Source organism: Enterococcus sp. AZ196 (genome assembly GCF_050498845.1).
GTDB classification, from domain to species: Bacteria; Bacillota; Bacilli; order Lactobacillales; family Enterococcaceae; genus Enterococcus_A; species Enterococcus_A murrayae.
This window is the reverse complement of sequence record NZ_JBIPAM010000001.1, coordinates 2669802-2687734: the sequence shown is the minus strand read 5'-3', so window position 1 is coordinate 2687734 and position 17933 is coordinate 2669802. Positions and strand designations below refer to the sequence as shown.

Below are 17933 nucleotides of genomic sequence, written 5' to 3'. Positions count from 1 at the left end.
CTACTTCAGTTGTGCTTTAGATTCTTTTCCTTCAGTGACGTTTGGAGTAGCCTTTCTTGAAGTCTCAATCTTACGAATATCTTCAGCAAATACTTGAATGTAGTTGTTCGTAAAGTTTCCATTACCAAAACTATATAGATTCGTCGTTGGAGATACAATTTCCACCTTATCCCCAGCAACAAGCTCTCTTACTGGCGTTTCAATAGGAATTGTAATAATTTCTTCCGCCAACTGTTTACTTGATTGAACAACGTATCTATTTGCGACATTATCTCGCATTCCGGTATCTTCATTTACTACTGTTTTTGGGGATTTCATCCGCAGAAAGAGTAATTCTCCAAACGTTTCTTTTGAATCAATTTCCATTCCAGCATTAAGTTCATTCTTCTTTACCATCTAATCCTCTCCTATTCTATTCCTCTGTTTACTTTTTGAGCAAATAGTCGCCAACCCGAAATAGCTCCATTTTCTGTCCCTTCAGACACTGGTTCAGCTCGAACATCCTCCAATTCGACAACCTCACCATAGTTGAATTCACTCAAGTTCACTCGCGTGGGAACCACGACTTCAATCGTTTCAGATTGCTTGGAGCTCAAGAAGCGGCAGTAAGTTCCTACTCGTTTCCTTGCATTTCCACTTCCTTGATTGTATTCCGCCCCTCTCATCGGTACTCCTACAAATGAGACTGTTCCAAAGGTTTCTTTTGGTTTAATTTTTAAAAATTCCATTTCTCCATCTCCTAAATATTTTTTTTTAAGTATAAAATACATTTATTTACATTTTTCTCGCCTCCTTTAATTCGTCCCTTTTATTTTTCTGATCTATGAGTATGGGCGAATTGTCCAATATATGAATTAGATCATCTAATAATTCATTCAATTCCTTCACGGAATAACTCATCAGATAATAGAAAAGATGTACCTCTGATTGCCTAGGACCAAATGAAAGAATCGGATCTTGCCAATTGGTTAAATAACCTGTAATAATTAAAAGTTTTGCGATACGTCTTGCTAAAGCTGGTTTCCGCATTTTCTCACCTTCACTAGAGAAATTTTCAATTTGGCGAAAAAGAAAGAGACGAAATGATTTCTCAAATCGGCTCTTTCTTCATATCATGTGGCACACAGATGGCACGCCTTATATCAAATTTCAATTATTTTTGTATTTCTTTCTCTCTTAAAATGCCTTGATATCAAGCATTTTACATGATATTGCATTGGTCAAATACGGAGTGGGAATAATTGATATGCTTCGTTTGATATCAAAACGTTGATTTAACGGGCTTTTGACACTCGAAGAAACGGGTAAAAACCATATAAACTGACAAAGTTGTCCGCCAAAATTCCGCCAGGGATTTTAAGATAACAAAGTCTGGTTTACTTGAAGAGATATCGTCTTAGATGATATCTCTTTTTTATATTCTACATTCCATAAATTTGTTGATTCAAAATCTTCTAGATTCATTTTTACTATCTAAGTCTTTGTTATACTTATTTTGACTATGTAAAAATGTAAAGGAGAATACTATGGGGTTATTTAATTTTTTTAAAAAGGATAACAATTCTAATAAGCAAAAGAAACATAGAGGAAATAAGATAGCAGTTTATACAAACTCAATACCTTCAGATGTAAAAGATTTGCTGTTCATTTCTGATAAACCTACAGTTTGGAACAAAACTCAAAATGGTCCCATCTCTTTTGAGTTGAGTAGTGATTTTGAACCATCAGAAATCACTACCTCTTTACCTGTTCGGCAAGGAAACGAAATTCCTTTAGGTTACTACCCTTCCTATTCTGAAATGTCACCTGAACAACGTTTCAAATACTTATCATTTTTAACAGACATTACTAATCCTATTGATATCGGTTACGTTTTTGTTTTTTACTACGGATTGGAAAGAAACATTTATATGAATCGAAAATTTGCTGAATCAATTGATATGATTGTTAAACTCCAGCATTATCATACAAATAAATCCTTTTTGAGTTACTCAAACGATGCTCTGATTTTTGCAGCAATGAAAACGAAAGATCCTTCAATTTTGTACAAAATTAATCTTAATTATCTTAAACCTGAACTTTTATTTTTAGTAAAAGGATCATTCATTGGTAGTTTTAGTCCCGAAGATTTAATGGTGATGGCAAAAGCGGTTGGTTTCTCGAACCAAAGATATATTAAATCTGATCCAGAATTGTTCAGTAATAATCTTAAAAAGTTATTGCAAAAAAAGTATGGACGAGATGAATATATCTTGGATAAAGCTATTAAAATAGACACTAAGGAATTGATTAGGTTGATGTTAGCCAATACCTCTATTCCAGAGCGAGAATTTCAATATCCTAATTTGATTCTTTCTTCCAAAATACATTCAGATTTTTACTTATTAATAAAGGAAGCCCACGAAAAAACTAAAGTCGAACTAGCTGAACTTAGAAAAAAGAAGCCAAATAAACACCCGAAAAAAGAAGCAAAAGATACTAAAAAGAAGGATGAAATATATACTCCAAATGATGGATTATCATTAAAGGAGCGGATACTATTATCCAAAGAGGCAATTTCCGATGGTTTTGATGAAGAAATGAGAGGAATAGAATTATATAAAGAAGGAAATTTGAAAGATGCAGAAGAATGGTTACTGCGTTCAGTAAAGGCAAATTTTGATGCACCAGCTCTCTATGAAAAACTAGGGATTCTTTATCGAAAACAAAAGCGTTTCTCGGATGAAGTTGAAATCTTAAAAATAGGAATCAAGAATGCTGGGAATATTCCCAAGCTAACTGAGCGACTAGCAAAAGCTATTGAATTGAATGAAAAAGACAAATTGGAGAATAAGATGAAATAATTGTTACAATTAGTTGCGTTAATTCAATTCATCGAGCCCTCAGCTCGGCGCTGCACCTTAGTGCTAAGCGGCGAGCTGAGAAGCTCGTCTTTGTGGCGCGCGTAGCGCGTCACAAAGTATTAACCCCCAGTATCTAACTAGGGGGGTAGTAACTACTAAATTTATACTTGATTAATCTCTATAATCGTTGAAATTTCAACGTTTCTCTCCTGTTTTTCTTATGGGAAATAAATAAATTTTTTTCCCATTTCTAACAAATTGCCAGCACTGATGAAAAACAAATTTGTCCATTATTTAGTTCAGTAAACAATTTGTATTTTAAAATGAAAATTGTTGATCATTTTTATAAATTGAGAATTTCTTTGAACTCAAGTCTGCAATTAACTTTACACTTTCAGTTTTTGCATGGTTTTTACGTTCAATCTCGATTGTGTGCTCAGACGGTGTATTTACTTCGATTGATCCATTCAAATCAAAAGCTAGCTCCTTATTCCGAAATTCTAACAGTTCCAGCAACTTCTTCACCACTGGGCGCTGAACTTCTTCTGCAATCTCTTCAATATCATAATAATGACGATTGATGTTCCGCCCCTCCTTTGTTTCCTCTAATAACTGAATATCATTTCTTCCTGCAAGCAATCCGACATAATAAATCTGAGGAATACCTGGTGCAAAAATTTGTAGGACACGTGCGAGTAAATAACTGTCATCCTGTTCACCCAAAGCGCTGTAGTAAGTACTGTTGATTTGATAAATGTCCAAATTGTTATAGCTAGCAGATGAATATATTTTTTTGACATTCGCTCCAACTTCATAAAGCTTTTCAGAAGTAAAGTCTAACTCTTGATCTGTCAATAAATCTTTAGCATCCACGACTCCAATTCCATCATGAGTATCTAGTGTAGTGAATTGCTTCATAGGACTTTGTTTTAGCCAAGCTGCAAGCTGCTCTGTTTTTCCGCTATATAGTGCATGTAGCATAATCATCGGCAACGCAAAATCATAGATAAAGTAGTCATGATCAGCGATTTTGAATTGGATCGAATAATGCTCATGGATCTCCGGCAGCAATTCAATCGCATACTTCTCAGCTTCCATGCGAACTTCATCTAACAGTTCCCAGATGTTCGGTTCAATGAAAAAATCATTCGTATCTAATTTCTTGATAGCATAAGCAAAGGCATCCAAACGGATCAATGAACAACCATGTGCAGCCATATCCTTGATCGTATTACGAATAAACTCCTTCGTAACTGCTTTAGTGACATCTAAATCAATTTGTTCCTCTCCAAAAGTATTCCAGACTTTTTCGGTACATCCATTAGCGAAACAAACTTCTTGAAAAGGGGCCTTGTCTTTACGTTTGTAGATAAGATCAATATCTTCTGGGCTTGGTCGATTTTCTGGAAAGAATTGATTGATTCGAATGAACATTTCTTTATACTTTGACTCATCGTGTTTTTGCTTAAAATCTTGGAAAAAGAACGACTCGCGAGAAATATGATTGATCATAAAATCAAACATTAAATAGTACTTTTCTCCTAGATCTTCCACTTCTTTCCATGTACCAAATGCAGGATCGACAACCGAATAATCTTTAGGGGCAAAACCTCTATCACCTGTTGAAGGAAAGAAGGGCAACAAATGTACACCACCTACCGCTTGACTAAAATGGTTTTCCATCACTTGGGTTAACTCTTTTAAGTTTTTCCCCAAGCTGTCTGCATACGTAATTAGCATCGCTTTATTCTCAATTGTCATTCCATTGACTCCTTTGCAGTTCGCTATCATCGTTATTCAAGCGCTTTTTTGAATTAAAACATTTGGTCATTCCTAGTACGAAATCACATCTTCCGAGTCTTTATCAAAAAAGCTAGCTTTGCTAACATTAAAAGCAAGTTTTATCGTTTCTCCTGGCTTGTGATAGTCCCGTGCAGAAACTTTGGAGATAAACTCTGTATTACCAATCGTTGAATAGAGCATCGACTCATGCCCTAAAAGCTCGGAAACAATTACTTGTGCTTCGACTGTACTATCCATATAGGTATCAATCGCTAATGCCTCAGAATTAATATCTTCTGGACGAATACCAAATACTATTTCTTCTCCGACATATCCTTTCTCTTTCAGTAATTTTGCTTGACCTTCAGGTACTTTCAAATCTAAACCTTGTCTATTTGAGATTTGCTCACCATCAAATGTCACAGTAAAGAAATTCATTGCTGGACTCCCGATAAATCCAGCAACAAACTTATTAGCCGGATGATTATATAATTCCTGCGGTGTTCCTACTTGTTGAATTTTTCCATCGTTCATAATAACGATTCTACTTGCCAATGTCATTGCTTCGGTCTGATCATGTGTCACATAAACAGTCGTTGCTCCGATGCGTTGATGAATCTTTGCGATCTCCGCACGCATCTGAACACGCAATTTTGCATCTAAATTGGAAAGTGGTTCATCCATCAAGAACACTTTTGCATCACGAACAATCGCCCGTCCCATTGCTACGCGCTGGCGTTGTCCCCCTGACATATCAGCAGGTTTTCGTTCTAATAGATTAGTTAATCCTAAAATCTCTGCCGCTTCCTCTACCCGTCTTTTGATCTCTTCTTTTGGATATTTACGAAGTTTTAGCCCAAAAGCCATATTCTGGAACACCGTCATATGTGGATATAACGCATAATTTTGGAAGACCATAGCAATATCTCGATCCTTTGGCGGCGTATCATTCATCACAGCTTCGTTTATCCTGAACTCTCCTTCTGTAATATCTTCAAGGCCTGCAATCATCCTTAAAGTCGTTGATTTCCCACAACCTGACGGTCCTACAAATACGATGAACTCACCATCTGAAATCTCTAAATTGAAATCATCGACAGAATAATTCTCGTTTTTCGGGTATTTTTTATAGATATGCGACAGAGTCATTGTAGTCATTTTTATCCCTCATTTTCTAATATTTATTCGATAATGATATGCTTCTTTTCTCCTTGAATCGTTATCGTAAACTTCATTGATTTTATTTCTTTAGGTAAATTATTATTAGTCTTGATCTCCCCATTTTCGTATGAAAGTCCTGCAAAACCATAAATTAGTCCTAACCATGAACCGCCCATGTTTGCAGCATGAATTCCATGACTCGCATTTCCTTGAGAATCTTCCAAATCCATTATGGCAGCTTCTTTGAAAAATCTATAAGCCAACTCACTACGTCCAAGTTTACTAGCGACAACACCATAAACGGTTCTCGATAATGAACTATCATGTGTAGTCAAAGGTTCATAAAAAGCAAAATCCCGATTAACTTGTTCTTGCGACTCATCAAATAACATGTGAGCTAAGATCGTATCTGCTTGCTTCAATACTTGATGTTTATATATCTTCATTGGATGATAATGTAGCAACAATGGATACTTCTCTTTTGGCGTATTCACAAAGTCCCACGGTTCTTTAGTTAAGAAGCTATCATCCTGTTGAATAATCTGTAATTCCTGATCAAAACCAAAATACATATTTTCAGCAGCATTAAACCAATATTTCGCTTCATCTTCATTTGACTTTAATCGATTAGCTAGTCTTGCTGCATAGAAAAGATTATTTTGTGCCATTTTATTTGTATAGTAATTGTTGTTCACTAAAGCAGTATATTCATCAGGTCCTGTGACCTCGTGGATCTCAAATCCCCGTTTAGAGTAAAAACCGTAATCCAACCAAAATCTAGCTGTTTCAAAGATCAAAGTACTATTTTCCTCAATGAAATCTGTATCTCCAGTAACTTTCTCAAATAACTCAAAGCCATATGCGATGTCAGCATTGATATGAACTTGTGCAGTTCCTGCTGGATAATAGGCGGATGTTTCCTCTCCATTAATCGTCCGCCAAGCGAAAAGTGCTCCTTGAAACCCTAACTCTTTTGCCCTAGCTTGTGCTTTTGGCAAAATACTCACTCGATAGCTTAATAAACTTTTTGCTATTTCTGGTTGTGTATAGATAAAAAAGGGCAGTAAGTACATCTCAGTGTCCCAAAAGTAGTGTCCTTCATATCCTTCACCAGTTAAGCCTTTGGCAGAAAAATTACTAGCTCCATCACGTCCAGCAGAGTTGAATAGATGATACATATTGAAACGAATTCCTTTTTGCAAACGAGTGTTTCCTTCAATTTCAATATCTGAACTCTTCCAGAAATTAGCAAATATCTCGACCTGTTTATTTTTTAACTCATCATAACTGAGTGAAGAAAAATGATTTTCACGAGAAATGTGATAAAGCTGAGTAAAAGAAATCGACTCTCCTTCATTCAGTCTACGTTCTTCTGAAAGAGAATCAAATTTCACATAGATACTTAGCCTACTATTTTGCGTAGTATATTTATTTCCTTCTTGAATCAACTCAGTGCTCGAATTTTTAATACGGGGATCAAACGCCTCTCCTTTTTTAACAGAGACCGGCCGTCCTTTTTTGACCAGCTTAACTACTCCTGAAAAGTTGAGTGCCTTTATTTGAATTTTTTGAGCATACACGCTTCGTTCAGAGTGACTAGCAAAACTCTCAAGCAGATATTCAAATTTTTTTCCATCACCAGTTTCATAAATATAACTCTCAAACAATAGTCCTTTTTCCATATCTAATACAACTGATTGATCACTCAACAAAAACTCACTTTTACCATCAATCATTAACTCGATGCTTCGCAAATCAAATAGATTTACCATCGTTTGATGTTGCTTTGCATAGCCGTAGGCATTCTCACCATAAACAATGTCGTGACTCTCATAAAAGGCATTCAAAAATGTCCCAGGTGTACTTTCTCCTGTTCGAATAGGAAGACTTGCACGTACTCCTAAAGTTCCGTTTGCTTGAGCAAATAGCGTCTCGATGTTTTGAACGGATTTATTTCCTATGTCGTCTAGCGTTAAAATAAAATCTTTCATAGTCTGTCTGCTTCTCCTATTTCTCTCCGTCCATTCGGACACCTTGTAGGAAATATTTATTAAATATGATATACAAAATAATGATCGGTACAATGGAGATAATACTAGCTGGCATGATTTGATCCCAACGTTGTCCAGCATTTTGTGATTTAAAGGTTTGAAGTCCCAACGTCAACGTGTACTTTGACGGTGTCGTCATATACAACATGGGTTTTAAGAATTCATTCCAAAAGCTCATGAAAACAAATACTGCCTGTGTAGAAATACTTGGCTTAGCTAATGGCATAACGATTCTGAAAAAAGTTCCTGTTCGTGAAAGTCCATCGATTGTTGCCGCTTCTTCCACATCTTTTGGAAAACTCAAAAAGAACTGACGCATCATAAAGATATTCCCGATATTGATCGCCGCTGGTAAAATCAACGCTGCAAATGTATCCTTCATCCCTAAACTGGATATAATTAAATAATTCGGAATTAATAATACTTGGGCTGGCACCATTAGCATGGCTAACATCCCCCAGTAGATTCGTTCGCGTCCTGGGAAATTAATCCGCGCCAACGCATAACCTGCCATCGTATTCAAAAATAAATTTATTGCAGTCCCAATGATCGATACGATTAATGAGTTCATAAACCAACGTGGAAAGTTTTCACTTCGACCTAAAATATACTCATAATTGGCAAGTGTGAAATCACCTCCAAAAATACTCATTCCTCCAGAAACGATTTCTTTTAATGGTTTGAAACTTGCGGCAACTGCCCAAATGAATGGATAAAAAGTGATCAGCGCGTACGAGATCATAATGACATAAAGTAAAATCTTCAAAAATTTTTGTTTACCCGTCTTTTTCATTAGTTCCCTCCATTCAATTTCTCAGCAATTCGGCTGACCATAAAAATGATAATTGATAAAATTACTGCCAAAGCCGCTGCAAATCCCATAGTAGGCATCTGACCAAAAGCATTCTGATAGATCAAAAGACTAAGTGTCAATGTTGAATTATTCGGACCACCACTACCGTTACTGAAAATATAAGCTTGATCAAACATCTGGAAAGTTCCGATAATCCCTGTCAATAAAACATAAGTCGTAATTGGACGAAGATACGGAATAGTAATGAATCTTAGTTTCTCCAACGCATTGGCTCCATCAATTTCTGCTGCTTCATACAATGAATAGGGTAGATCAACTAAAGAAGCTAAATAAATCGTCATAAAATATGGAACAGTCGACCAAATATTCATCGCCATGATCACCTTTAAAGCGTAAGTAGGTTCTTGTAAGAAGTTTATCGGTGTCTGATACAATCCAAGATTCATCAGAAAATTGTTAATTGGCCCATTGATGTTGAAGAGGAACATGAAAATGATTGTCAACGCGCTTGAGCTGGTCAAAGTCGGTAGAAAATATACCATTCTAAAAACTTTCTTTCCTTTGACATCACGACTTGCTAACACATAAGCCATTACAAGAGCAATAATTGTTTGGATTGGTACAACGAATAACGCAAAGGTCGCTGTATTTTTTAATGCGATGATACTTCGAGGATCTTTAAAAATATTGACATAGTTCTCAAAATTATTCCATGTGTATTCTCCAGTAAATAAATCCACCTTATTGAATGATAAATAGATAGCAAAAACAATCGAAATAACAAAAAATACCAATAGCACTAAAATTGCTGGCGTAATAAATGCATACCCCTGCAACATCTCATTGATCTCTCTTTTAGACTTTCTTACCTTTGTTGCCATGTCATCCTCCTTTGGACCGCCTATTTTATTCCAACTATCATCCGCTTGTTTAAATAAATAGTAGGCAGAGGAATTGAACCCCTGCCTATTCAATTATTCTGATTTTTCGATATCGTCAATTGCTTGTTTATCAGCTTTTTTCATAGCGTCCTCTAAACTAGATTTTCCTGAAGAAACTTCTGGCCAGTAATTTTGATACGCTTTATTGATTGTTGCTAAGCTGGTACCATTCTGCCAAACAGTTGAATAATCGACCGCATTTAAGTGAACTTTTAAGTCTTCATTTTTACTAATTTTAGCAGTAGTAGCTACGTCTTCCCGTGTAGGTAAAGTACCTGTTCCATCGACCCATTTAGTCATTGCTTTTTTTCCAGTTGCGAACTTAATCCATTCATCTGCTAAAGCTGAACTCTTCGTACCAGCATATTTTCCCCAACCAACAGTGAACATCATACCGCCTTCTTTACCTTTATAAGTAGGCATTGGTGAAACGGAGAACTGAATATCACTGAACTCGTCTTTCAAAGTTTGATATACCCAGTTGCCTTCATCCATCATCGCGATTTTTCCTGTTCCAAAAGCTTCACCGTTCCAGCCTGCACCTAATTCTTGTGGTGTTGCAACAGCGTTAGTATCAATTAATTTTTTCAAGATCGAAAGATTATCAACTACTTTTTTATTTTCAAGATCTGGTCTGCCGTTGTTTTTAATTGGCTTTGCCCCAGCGCGTGCTGCCAAGTGATACGAACGAGATAGTTCATCTGTATAGCTCATCGCTTTGACTTTTCCCACACCATATTTGGCATCCAATTTTTCTTGGAAGCTTGGCAGCCAAGTGGTTAATTCTTCATAAGATGTCGGAACTGATTCAGGATCGACTCCCACGTCTTCAAACATTTTTGTATTTTTATATAATGCTAATGTCGAAAAATCCTTAGGTATTCCGTATAATTCTCCATCATCCGTAAAAGCATCTGTCAAGTTTTTATAATACTCATCAGAAGAAAACGTCTTTTTATCTAACGGTGCAAGCGCGCCTTTACTAGCCAAAAATGGAAAATAAGAGGAGTCTACATAAAAAGCATCTGGTGCAGTTTTCCCGATTAGATCAGTCTGTATTTGCGTGTTATAGTCTGTATACGTTTTTAATTTGACGCTTGCTCCAGTTTCTTTTTCAAAATCAGCGATCAAAGATTTTAATGTCTTTTCTTCTGATTCATTTCCGCCCCATACACCTAATTTCAACGTTTTATCTTTGAAATCAGTCTCATCTGCGCCATTGTCCGTTTTATTTCCACAAGCCACCAAAGTAATTGATGCAAGTGTCAATGCTCCTAATGTTAATACCTTTTTCCATTTCTTCATCTGAATTTCCTCCTATAAAATTGACAGCTTATTTTTTAATGTATATGCTTCTCCATTTGAGAAAAACACCACATCGTTTCCATTATCTTCTTTGGTTAACTCAAAGCCTTCCTTCATAACAACAACAGTGATAGATTCGCCATGATAATCAAATCCATAAGTCAATTTATTCCATGCTTTCGGCAAATGCGGTTCGATACGTAGTTTTCCATCGATCATACGAACACCGCCATATCCAAAGACAATCATCTGCCAGATTCCTCCAAGACTTCCAGCATGTATTCCATCATCTGAAGACTTCATGTATTCACCCATATCAATGTTACAAGCCTTTTCGAAAAACTCATATGATTCATCTAATTTTCCAAGATCCGCTGATAGAATCGCATGCGTCGATAAACTCAGTGAACTATCGTGAGTCGTCTTCGGTTCATAGTATTCAAAGTTTTTTAATTTCATTTCTCGAGGAAAAAGACCTTCAAACAAATATAAGAGCAATAATACATCCGCTTGTTTCGTGATTTGCATTTCATTTACTTGTTCTAAATTGTAATCGTGAAATAGCCCATCAACGCCATCTTTTGATTTATATTTCGTAAGATCAATAGTTTTCTTTGATAAATAAGAATCGTCTTGAGGAATAATCCCTTCATCCGTTGGTTGTGGGAGAAAAATTTTATCCACCTTTCTCGCTAAATCTGCTAGGACATTATCTAATTCTAGTTTTTGATTCAGTCGTTCAAAAGTTTCTGGATCGTGTTCCTTAAGCTCTTTCGCCAGGTTCAACGCATAAGTAACATTCCAGTGGGCGGTATAATTTGTATAGGCATTATTATTTACGTGTTCTTTGTATTCGTCTGGTCCAATTACATCTTTGATTTCATAATAATCTTTTTCAGTATTATATTCTAAACGGCTGCCCCAGAACTTTGCAGTATCAAATAAAATTTCATATGCCTTTTGTTCAGTGAACTCTTGATCTCCAGTCACATCAATATATTGCTTTACTCCAAAGGTCACATCACTGGTGATATGTTGTTCAATAAAACCTGACCAAATTTTTGTCGATTGCCCAGTAACAATATCTGCCGCACCCCAAACAGGTGTTACTTCGCCATCTGTTGGATTTGCTGCTTCCCATGGATATTGAGCACCTTCATAACCGTTATTTCTTGCCTTTTTATGTGCACCGTCCAGACCTAAGTAACGATAAGTAACTAAGCTCTTCGCGATCTCTGGATGAGTGAAGTTAAAGTAGGGTAACATAAAGATTTCTGTATCCCAGAAAGTGTGCCCTTTATATCCCTCGCCACTTAAACCTTTCGCACCAATATTCATGTGTTCATTATGAGCAGGTGTCATTATGTGTAAATGGTATTTAGCAAAGTGAATAGCTAACTGATCTTTAAAATTCTCCGTTTCAATCTCGATGGGATGCTTCTCCCATATCTCGCTCCACTTTTCAGCTGATTCTTGCAATAACTCTTCAAAAGAAAAGACTTCAAGCGCTTCCATTTCTGATATTGCTGTTTCCCGGATTTCAGAAATTTCATGATCTGAAATGTCGTTATCAATAGAAGTATACACACTCATTCGCTTTTCAATAGTCGCTGAATTATTCGACGGGAGATCAAAGAAATAATTCATAAAAATTTGACGACGTCCCATTTCAATACGTTCACTGACATTTTTAGCATTGAGTCGATGCCCGATTGTAAAAACAAAATCAATCTCACTTTCATTCGTTTGTGGCATCATTTGAATATACTTTCCATTTACTAGTCCCTTTTCTCCTTCATGAAAATGTTGACTGCCTGAATTTGTCACTTGTCCGTCGATACCAGAACGAATTTGAATACTGATTGGTATATCTGTTAAATTTTCAACTGTTACAAAACTCGATAAATAATGCCGGCGTGCTTTGGAAACAAATCTACGGAAAGTAAAATGCAATTTTATTGTAGCAAACTCCCAATCAAACTCTCGGATCAATTCGCCATTTTTTAGATTCAATCGCTTGCTGAAGTTGCTCGTTATTCCTTTTTCTAATGAAAAAATTTCACCATTAATAATAAAATCCATCCACCACATATCAGGTATATTCGGCAGTTCACTCACTTCATTTTCAGCAAATTTATTAAATGTACCAGCTACAAAAGTATCTCGACGCTCTGTTGTATAATGCTCTTCCGTAGCACTCCGACTACCAAGGTAACCATTTCCTAGTGCCATGATACTTTCTGTTTTTCCTAAATAGCGACTATCAAAACCTACTTCTTCAATTTGCCAAAGATTTTCTTTAACATAATTCATTTTCGTCAAATCTTGTCCCTCTTTCTACCTTGTATTCCATGCATTTTTTAAATATTCTAAAGTTAATTCACTGGTATCCTTAACAATTGATAAATCATTTCCCAATACTTCTGGATCACCTACTCCAATCGGTAAAATACCCGCAGCTTTTATTGCTTGGATTCCCGCGTGAGCATCTTCTATACCAATTGCGTACTCAGCTCCTACACCAACTCCGTTTGCTGCTGCAAGAAAAATGTCTGGTGCCGGTTTTCCTGCCGCTACTTTAGAAGGATCAGCAACAACATCAAAATAGCTTGTCAATTCCATTCTTTCCAAAAGGAATGGACCGTTTTTGGACGCTGAAGCAAGAGCAATTTTTATATTAATCGCTTTTAAATCCTGTAATAATTTTAAAATGCCTGGATAAACGTCTTTTGAAGAAACTTTTTGAATCATTTCAACATAATTATCGTTTTTACGATTTGCCAAAGTGGTAATTTCTTTCGGTGAAAAATCATGCTCCCTATCCCCAAAGGCTAGAATGCGTTGTAAGGACTCCTCTCTTGAGACTCCCTTTAATTGTTCATTAAATTCTCTGTTGATTGATATACCCAGCTCTTCACCTAACTTTTTCCAAGCTAGAAAATGGTATTCCGCTGTATCCGTAATGACACCGTCTAAATCAAATAGAACTGCTTTAAACATAGAAAAACTCCTTTTGCTTTTTCCTAAAACGTTTTAGGAGAACTGTAAAAAAAATTACTGGTTAAAATAGGTACTATTTCTAAAGATTAAGATGATTCCGCCAAAGAGGTAAATACCGACAATTAAGATAAAATTTAGATGTAAAAAATATCCTAAAATACTTAAAGGGAGCGCATAAACAAGATAGGCGATCAGCATCTTTTGAGGATTGTAATGATTCCGATAAAACCACGCAACGAAATAGCTAATCGCAACTGTAACAAGTACGGTTGAGAGAAGCGAGAGTGTTGGAATTTCACCCAAGAATAACCACCTCGCTTTTCCCTATAATGTCATGCAGAAAACTTCCACGAATAAAATAGCAGGATAAGCTTAATACACCCGTTATAACCCCTAACAACGGCAAGAAATACAGAAGCTTTATCACTTCACGTATACTATCTTCCATAATACTTCTTCCCACATCTTTTACTCTGATCTTTGCAAAATACTTACCAATCGTCTGGCCTTGAAAGGAATGAATAGCTAAAACATTATAAATCACGAAAAGTGTAGCAGTCAGAATCCCAGGGGTAAAGAAACCTTTTACCATGATGTTCACCAAAAAATACACCGGTATATAGATAACAATCAAGTCTATAAAAGTTGCCAAAACCCTTTGAATAAGAATCAGTAATTTCACTTTTATCACCCCTAAAACGTTTTAGGTATATTCGGATTATATTTTGAACCGCTTCCAATGTCAACCACTTTTAAAAAATTTTTGCGCTTTCTCTTTCAATTAACTCAAAATCTACTAGTGAATGCTTAGCTATACCTGTTTCTATATGTTCGATTACATTCTCTGCAGCTACTTGAGCTATTTTTAAAACATCTTGTCGAACCGTGGTCAACGTCGGTGTTGTATAAGAAGCTAATGTAATATCATCAAAACCTACTAGTGCTATTTGATTAATCAGATTTAATTCCTTTAATGCTTTCAAACATCCAATAGCCATTAAATCACTGGCAGCAAAAACTACATCATACTTAAGAAGCTCTTTAGACTCATACAAATCGAATACCAAATCAAAAGCTTTTTTTTCACTATAATCAGCATACACAACCGAGGGTTTTTTTATAGCTTTTCTATACCCTAATTCTCGTTCATGGGATACAGATGCTTTGGGATCACCATTCAAAAACAAAATATTTTGATAACCTTTACCAAGAAGAACGTTGGTCATTTCATAGGTAGCTCGCTCATTGTCAACACTAACAATTCCTATTGACTCATTATCAAAATGCAAATCAATCGCCACTACAGGAAGATTGAAATGCTTTAATTCTTCATAATAAGGATCAGTAGTCCTTAAACCTTGTATTATCACGCCTGAAATATTATGTTCATTACAAAATTGGCTTAAAGTTTTTTCCTTCTGTTTCTTCAAGTTCGTGGAATAGAAAACGAACTCATACTCAGTATCATCCAAATAATCACTGACACCAGAGATTATTTCCAAAGGCATTGCCACACCTCTGGCAATAACATTAATATCACTTAAAATAAGTGCAACAGTTTTCAACTGCTTACTAGACAAACTACGTGCCGCAGAATTTGGTACATAGCCCAACTCTTTTGATGCCTCGTATACTTTCTTTTTTGTCTCTTCACTAATATCATCATAATGATTAAAAACGTGTGAGACACTACTCACTGAGACATTTGCTAATTTAGCAACATCTCGAATCGTTATTTTTTTCAAGTTATCTTACTCCTTACTCATTTTTAAATTTTGTAATAGCAGATCCATTCAATCTATTTTTTTTCTGATAGTAGTATACACAGGCCTAGTGAACTTGATAATTGTATTCTATAGAGAAAAAAAAAAAAATCAAATTTTTTTGAATCTATTTGAAAATCTCTCAATGCTATTTCACTTTTAATAACTTCATACATCAAGTTTTTTTCTAATCACTAGTGATTTTCAATTCATTAATCAGTCTCCCTATCAGGTATGACACATAGCCCAAACTGATCATGTTTTTGCATTCAGATAGCTTTTATACATATCTAATCTAAATATTCCTTTAAGGAATTTGGTAATGGTTTCAAAAATGAGCCGTTCAAGTTTGTTTATATACGAAGATAAAATTTAGTTCTTTGACAATCAAATACTCATTTTTGGACAACATTGTTAGTTGATCGAGTTATCAGACAGATACGCCAAGAAGCTTCCGCTGAGCGAACAGATATCTGATCTTAGTCTTGATTTGGAGAATCAAGACACCATGACATCAACTTACTATAATGATACTCACACTCAAAACGTGTCTCGCTGCTAACTACAGGGAGAGGTTAAATTCCTGTGTGCCGATTCCAAGGCAGTTCAAAAATGACGAAACAACTTAAATTACTAAAGGAGAATCAAACGATGATATGTATTGCAACTAATGCTATAGATGTAAAGGAATTAGTCTTAATAGGAGGAAATCATAATAAAAGAGATGATTACGAAGAATGATTTGATGGAAATTGGCTTCTCCAAGCACACTGCCATGGTGCTTATTAGACAAGGGAAAAGAATTATGGTACAAAAAGGGTACCCGTTTTATAATAATAAGCGTTTAGGACGAGTGCCAAAAGAGATCGTTGAATCAATTCTAGGCTGTGAACTAGAATTGGAGGAAAACACTCTTGGCAAAAACTAAATATGCAGGTGTTTATGTCGATAAAAATGGACAATTTTATTATGAAGTCTATTTAGGAAAAGATCGAATTACAGGAAAAAAGATTCGAAAAAAAGGACGAAAAAATCAACAAGGTAAGAAATTCACTTCTGCCCAACAAGCACATAAAGAACTGATCCGAGTCAAAAATGAATCCCTCTCAACAAATGGTTATGCGGATTATCACATGACGTACGGTCGTTTTATGGATGCTGTCTACATTCCCTATTATGAAACAGATGTAGAAGAAAGTACCTTTTATGTACGCAAAAAAACGCTGGAAAACATGCGAGATCGCTTTGGTCATTTAGAACTCCGAGAAATCTCTATTGCAGATGTTCAACAATTTCGAACATGGTTACTTTCAGCAAAAGGGGCTGGTTACTCGCAAGCTTATGCCAGTCTCGTTTTCGGGATGTTTCGGAAGAGTCTAGATATGGCAGTTGAGATGCAATTTTTAGAGGCGAATATTTCGAAGCGTGTAAAGGCTATTCCAAAAGGGAAAGCAGTCGTACCCTATTGGACGAAAAAAGACTTTGAAAAAGTGATTGCGGAAATTTGTATTGATGATTTTTACGAACACCTATGTTTTATAATGCTTTGGGTCTATTTTATGACTGGTATTCGAGTCAGTGAAGGAACTGCTTTATGGTGGGACGATATTGATTTTAAAAATAAACGTCTCCGAGTTCACCACACCCTTTTTATCCGAAGCAAAAATGATTGGACGCGTAAAAATTACACCAAAACCGCCGATGGTAAACGAATCATTTCTCTAGATGATGACACGATCCAGATTTTAAAAGACTGGAAAAAGCGACAAAATGAAATGGGTATTCATGATTTTATTTTTAGCTACGATGGCATGCCAATGATCAAATCAACAATCTCAAGAATCGTTGAGCGTTACTCAACATTTGCTAATGTTCCAAGAATCCAAGCAAAAGGGCTACGCCATTCTCATGCCTCTTACTTAATCAATGAATTTAATGTCTCTGTTTTAATTTTGTCAAAACGCATGGGGCATTCAAGTCCTGATATTACCTTGAAGCACTATTCGCACATGTGGTCAGGTATTGATGAAACCATTGCTGATGTCATGTCTGGCAATATCCAGATACAAACCGCTCCAAAAACAAGAATAAATTTCAACGGAAATCATGCAGTAAAAAAATAAGTTCCGCCAGAATTCCGCCGAGCTTGTTAGATATAGCCAAAACCCTTGATATGAAAGGGTTTATGATCACTAGCAAACTTAGAGTGGGAATAAAAGCACAAAATACCTTTATTCCCAAAAGACTGATTTACCAGTCTTTCTTCGCATTAT

Annotated in this window: 16 protein-coding genes; 3 read left to right on the top strand and 13 right to left on the bottom strand. The window is 35.9% G+C overall.

What is annotated here, in order from left to right; genetic code table 11:
• From IGI67_RS12950 to IGI67_RS12940, 3 genes are read right to left on the bottom strand one after another with little or no spacing between them, the layout of a single operon-like run.
• Window positions 1–396, bottom strand: coding sequence for a DUF961 family protein (locus IGI67_RS12950; RefSeq protein WP_429957968.1), 396 nt, complete (start codon window positions 394–396; stop codon window positions 1–3).
• Window positions 397–407: 11 nt separating this feature from the next.
• Entirely contained in the window at window positions 408–728 is a 321-nt protein-coding gene (locus IGI67_RS12945) for a DUF961 family protein (RefSeq protein ID WP_429957967.1), read from the bottom strand.
• 46 nt (window positions 729–774) lie between these two features.
• Entirely contained in the window at window positions 775–1029 is a 255-nt protein-coding gene (locus tag IGI67_RS12940) for a hypothetical protein (RefSeq protein WP_429957966.1), read from the bottom strand.
• 497 nt (window positions 1030–1526) lie between these two features.
• Here IGI67_RS12940 and IGI67_RS12935 point away from each other — a divergent pair, with 497 nt between their 5' ends.
• The gene (locus IGI67_RS12935) at window positions 1527–2843 is read left to right on the top strand and encodes a TerB N-terminal domain-containing protein (RefSeq protein ID WP_207107181.1); all 1317 of its coding nucleotides are present in this window, start codon (window positions 1527–1529) and stop codon (window positions 2841–2843) included.
• A gap of 318 nt (window positions 2844–3161) precedes the next feature.
• Here the strand turns inward: IGI67_RS12935 and gtfA are convergent, their stop codons facing one another.
• The 10 genes from gtfA to IGI67_RS12885 form a co-directional block, all read right to left on the bottom strand.
• Complete coding sequence (gtfA, locus tag IGI67_RS12930) at window positions 3162–4604, bottom strand: sucrose phosphorylase (RefSeq protein WP_207107180.1); 1443 nt, start codon at window positions 4602–4604, stop codon at window positions 3162–3164.
• Between the two features lie 72 nt (window positions 4605–4676).
• On the bottom strand, window positions 4677–5783 hold the full coding sequence (locus tag IGI67_RS12925; RefSeq protein ID WP_207107179.1) for an ABC transporter ATP-binding protein: 1107 nt from the start codon (window positions 5781–5783) through the stop codon (window positions 4677–4679).
• A gap of 23 nt (window positions 5784–5806) precedes the next feature.
• Window positions 5807–7777: a glycoside hydrolase family 65 protein gene (locus IGI67_RS12920; protein WP_207107178.1), complete on the bottom strand. Its 1971-nt coding sequence runs from the start codon at window positions 7775–7777 to the stop codon at window positions 5807–5809.
• Window positions 7778–7793: 16 nt separating this feature from the next.
• A complete protein-coding gene (locus IGI67_RS12915; RefSeq protein ID WP_207107177.1) occupies window positions 7794–8630 on the bottom strand; it encodes a carbohydrate ABC transporter permease in 837 nt (278 codons plus the stop codon).
• Complete coding sequence (locus tag IGI67_RS12910; RefSeq protein WP_242550197.1) at window positions 8630–9532, bottom strand: carbohydrate ABC transporter permease; 903 nt, start codon at window positions 9530–9532, stop codon at window positions 8630–8632. Before IGI67_RS12910 ends, IGI67_RS12915 begins: the two co-directional genes overlap by 1 nt.
• 93 nt (window positions 9533–9625) lie before the next feature.
• Window positions 9626–10897 carry a sugar ABC transporter substrate-binding protein gene (locus tag IGI67_RS12905; RefSeq protein ID WP_207107176.1) on the bottom strand — a complete coding sequence of 424 codons (1272 nt, stop codon included), beginning with the start codon at window positions 10895–10897 and terminating at the stop codon, window positions 9626–9628.
• Window positions 10898–10909: 12 nt separating this feature from the next.
• A complete protein-coding gene (locus IGI67_RS12900) occupies window positions 10910–13210 on the bottom strand; it encodes a glycoside hydrolase family 65 protein (RefSeq protein ID WP_207107270.1) in 2301 nt (766 codons plus the stop codon).
• 24 nt (window positions 13211–13234) lie between these two features.
• Window positions 13235–13897, bottom strand: coding sequence for a beta-phosphoglucomutase (pgmB, locus tag IGI67_RS12895; RefSeq protein WP_429957965.1), 663 nt, complete (start codon window positions 13895–13897; stop codon window positions 13235–13237).
• 295 nt (window positions 13898–14192) lie between these two features.
• Window positions 14193–14579 (bottom strand): RDD family protein, encoded by a 387-nt coding sequence (locus tag IGI67_RS12890; protein ID WP_207107173.1) that lies wholly within the window; start codon window positions 14577–14579, stop codon window positions 14193–14195.
• Window positions 14580–14649: 70 nt separating this feature from the next.
• Entirely contained in the window at window positions 14650–15642 is a 993-nt protein-coding gene (locus IGI67_RS12885) for a LacI family DNA-binding transcriptional regulator (protein ID WP_207107172.1), read from the bottom strand.
• A gap of 742 nt (window positions 15643–16384) precedes the next feature.
• On the opposite strand from IGI67_RS12885, the gene IGI67_RS12880 reads away from it, so the two are divergent.
• Together IGI67_RS12880 and IGI67_RS12875 are read left to right on the top strand one after the other, a co-directional pair.
• The gene (locus IGI67_RS12880) at window positions 16385–16588 is read left to right on the top strand and encodes a DUF3173 domain-containing protein (RefSeq protein ID WP_207107171.1); all 204 of its coding nucleotides are present in this window, start codon (window positions 16385–16387) and stop codon (window positions 16586–16588) included.
• The gene (locus tag IGI67_RS12875; RefSeq protein ID WP_207107170.1) at window positions 16575–17783 is read left to right on the top strand and encodes a tyrosine-type recombinase/integrase; all 1209 of its coding nucleotides are present in this window, start codon (window positions 16575–16577) and stop codon (window positions 17781–17783) included. The genes IGI67_RS12880 and IGI67_RS12875 overlap by 14 nt, the downstream gene beginning before the upstream one ends.
• The last annotated feature ends 150 nt before the right edge of the window (window positions 17784–17933 follow it).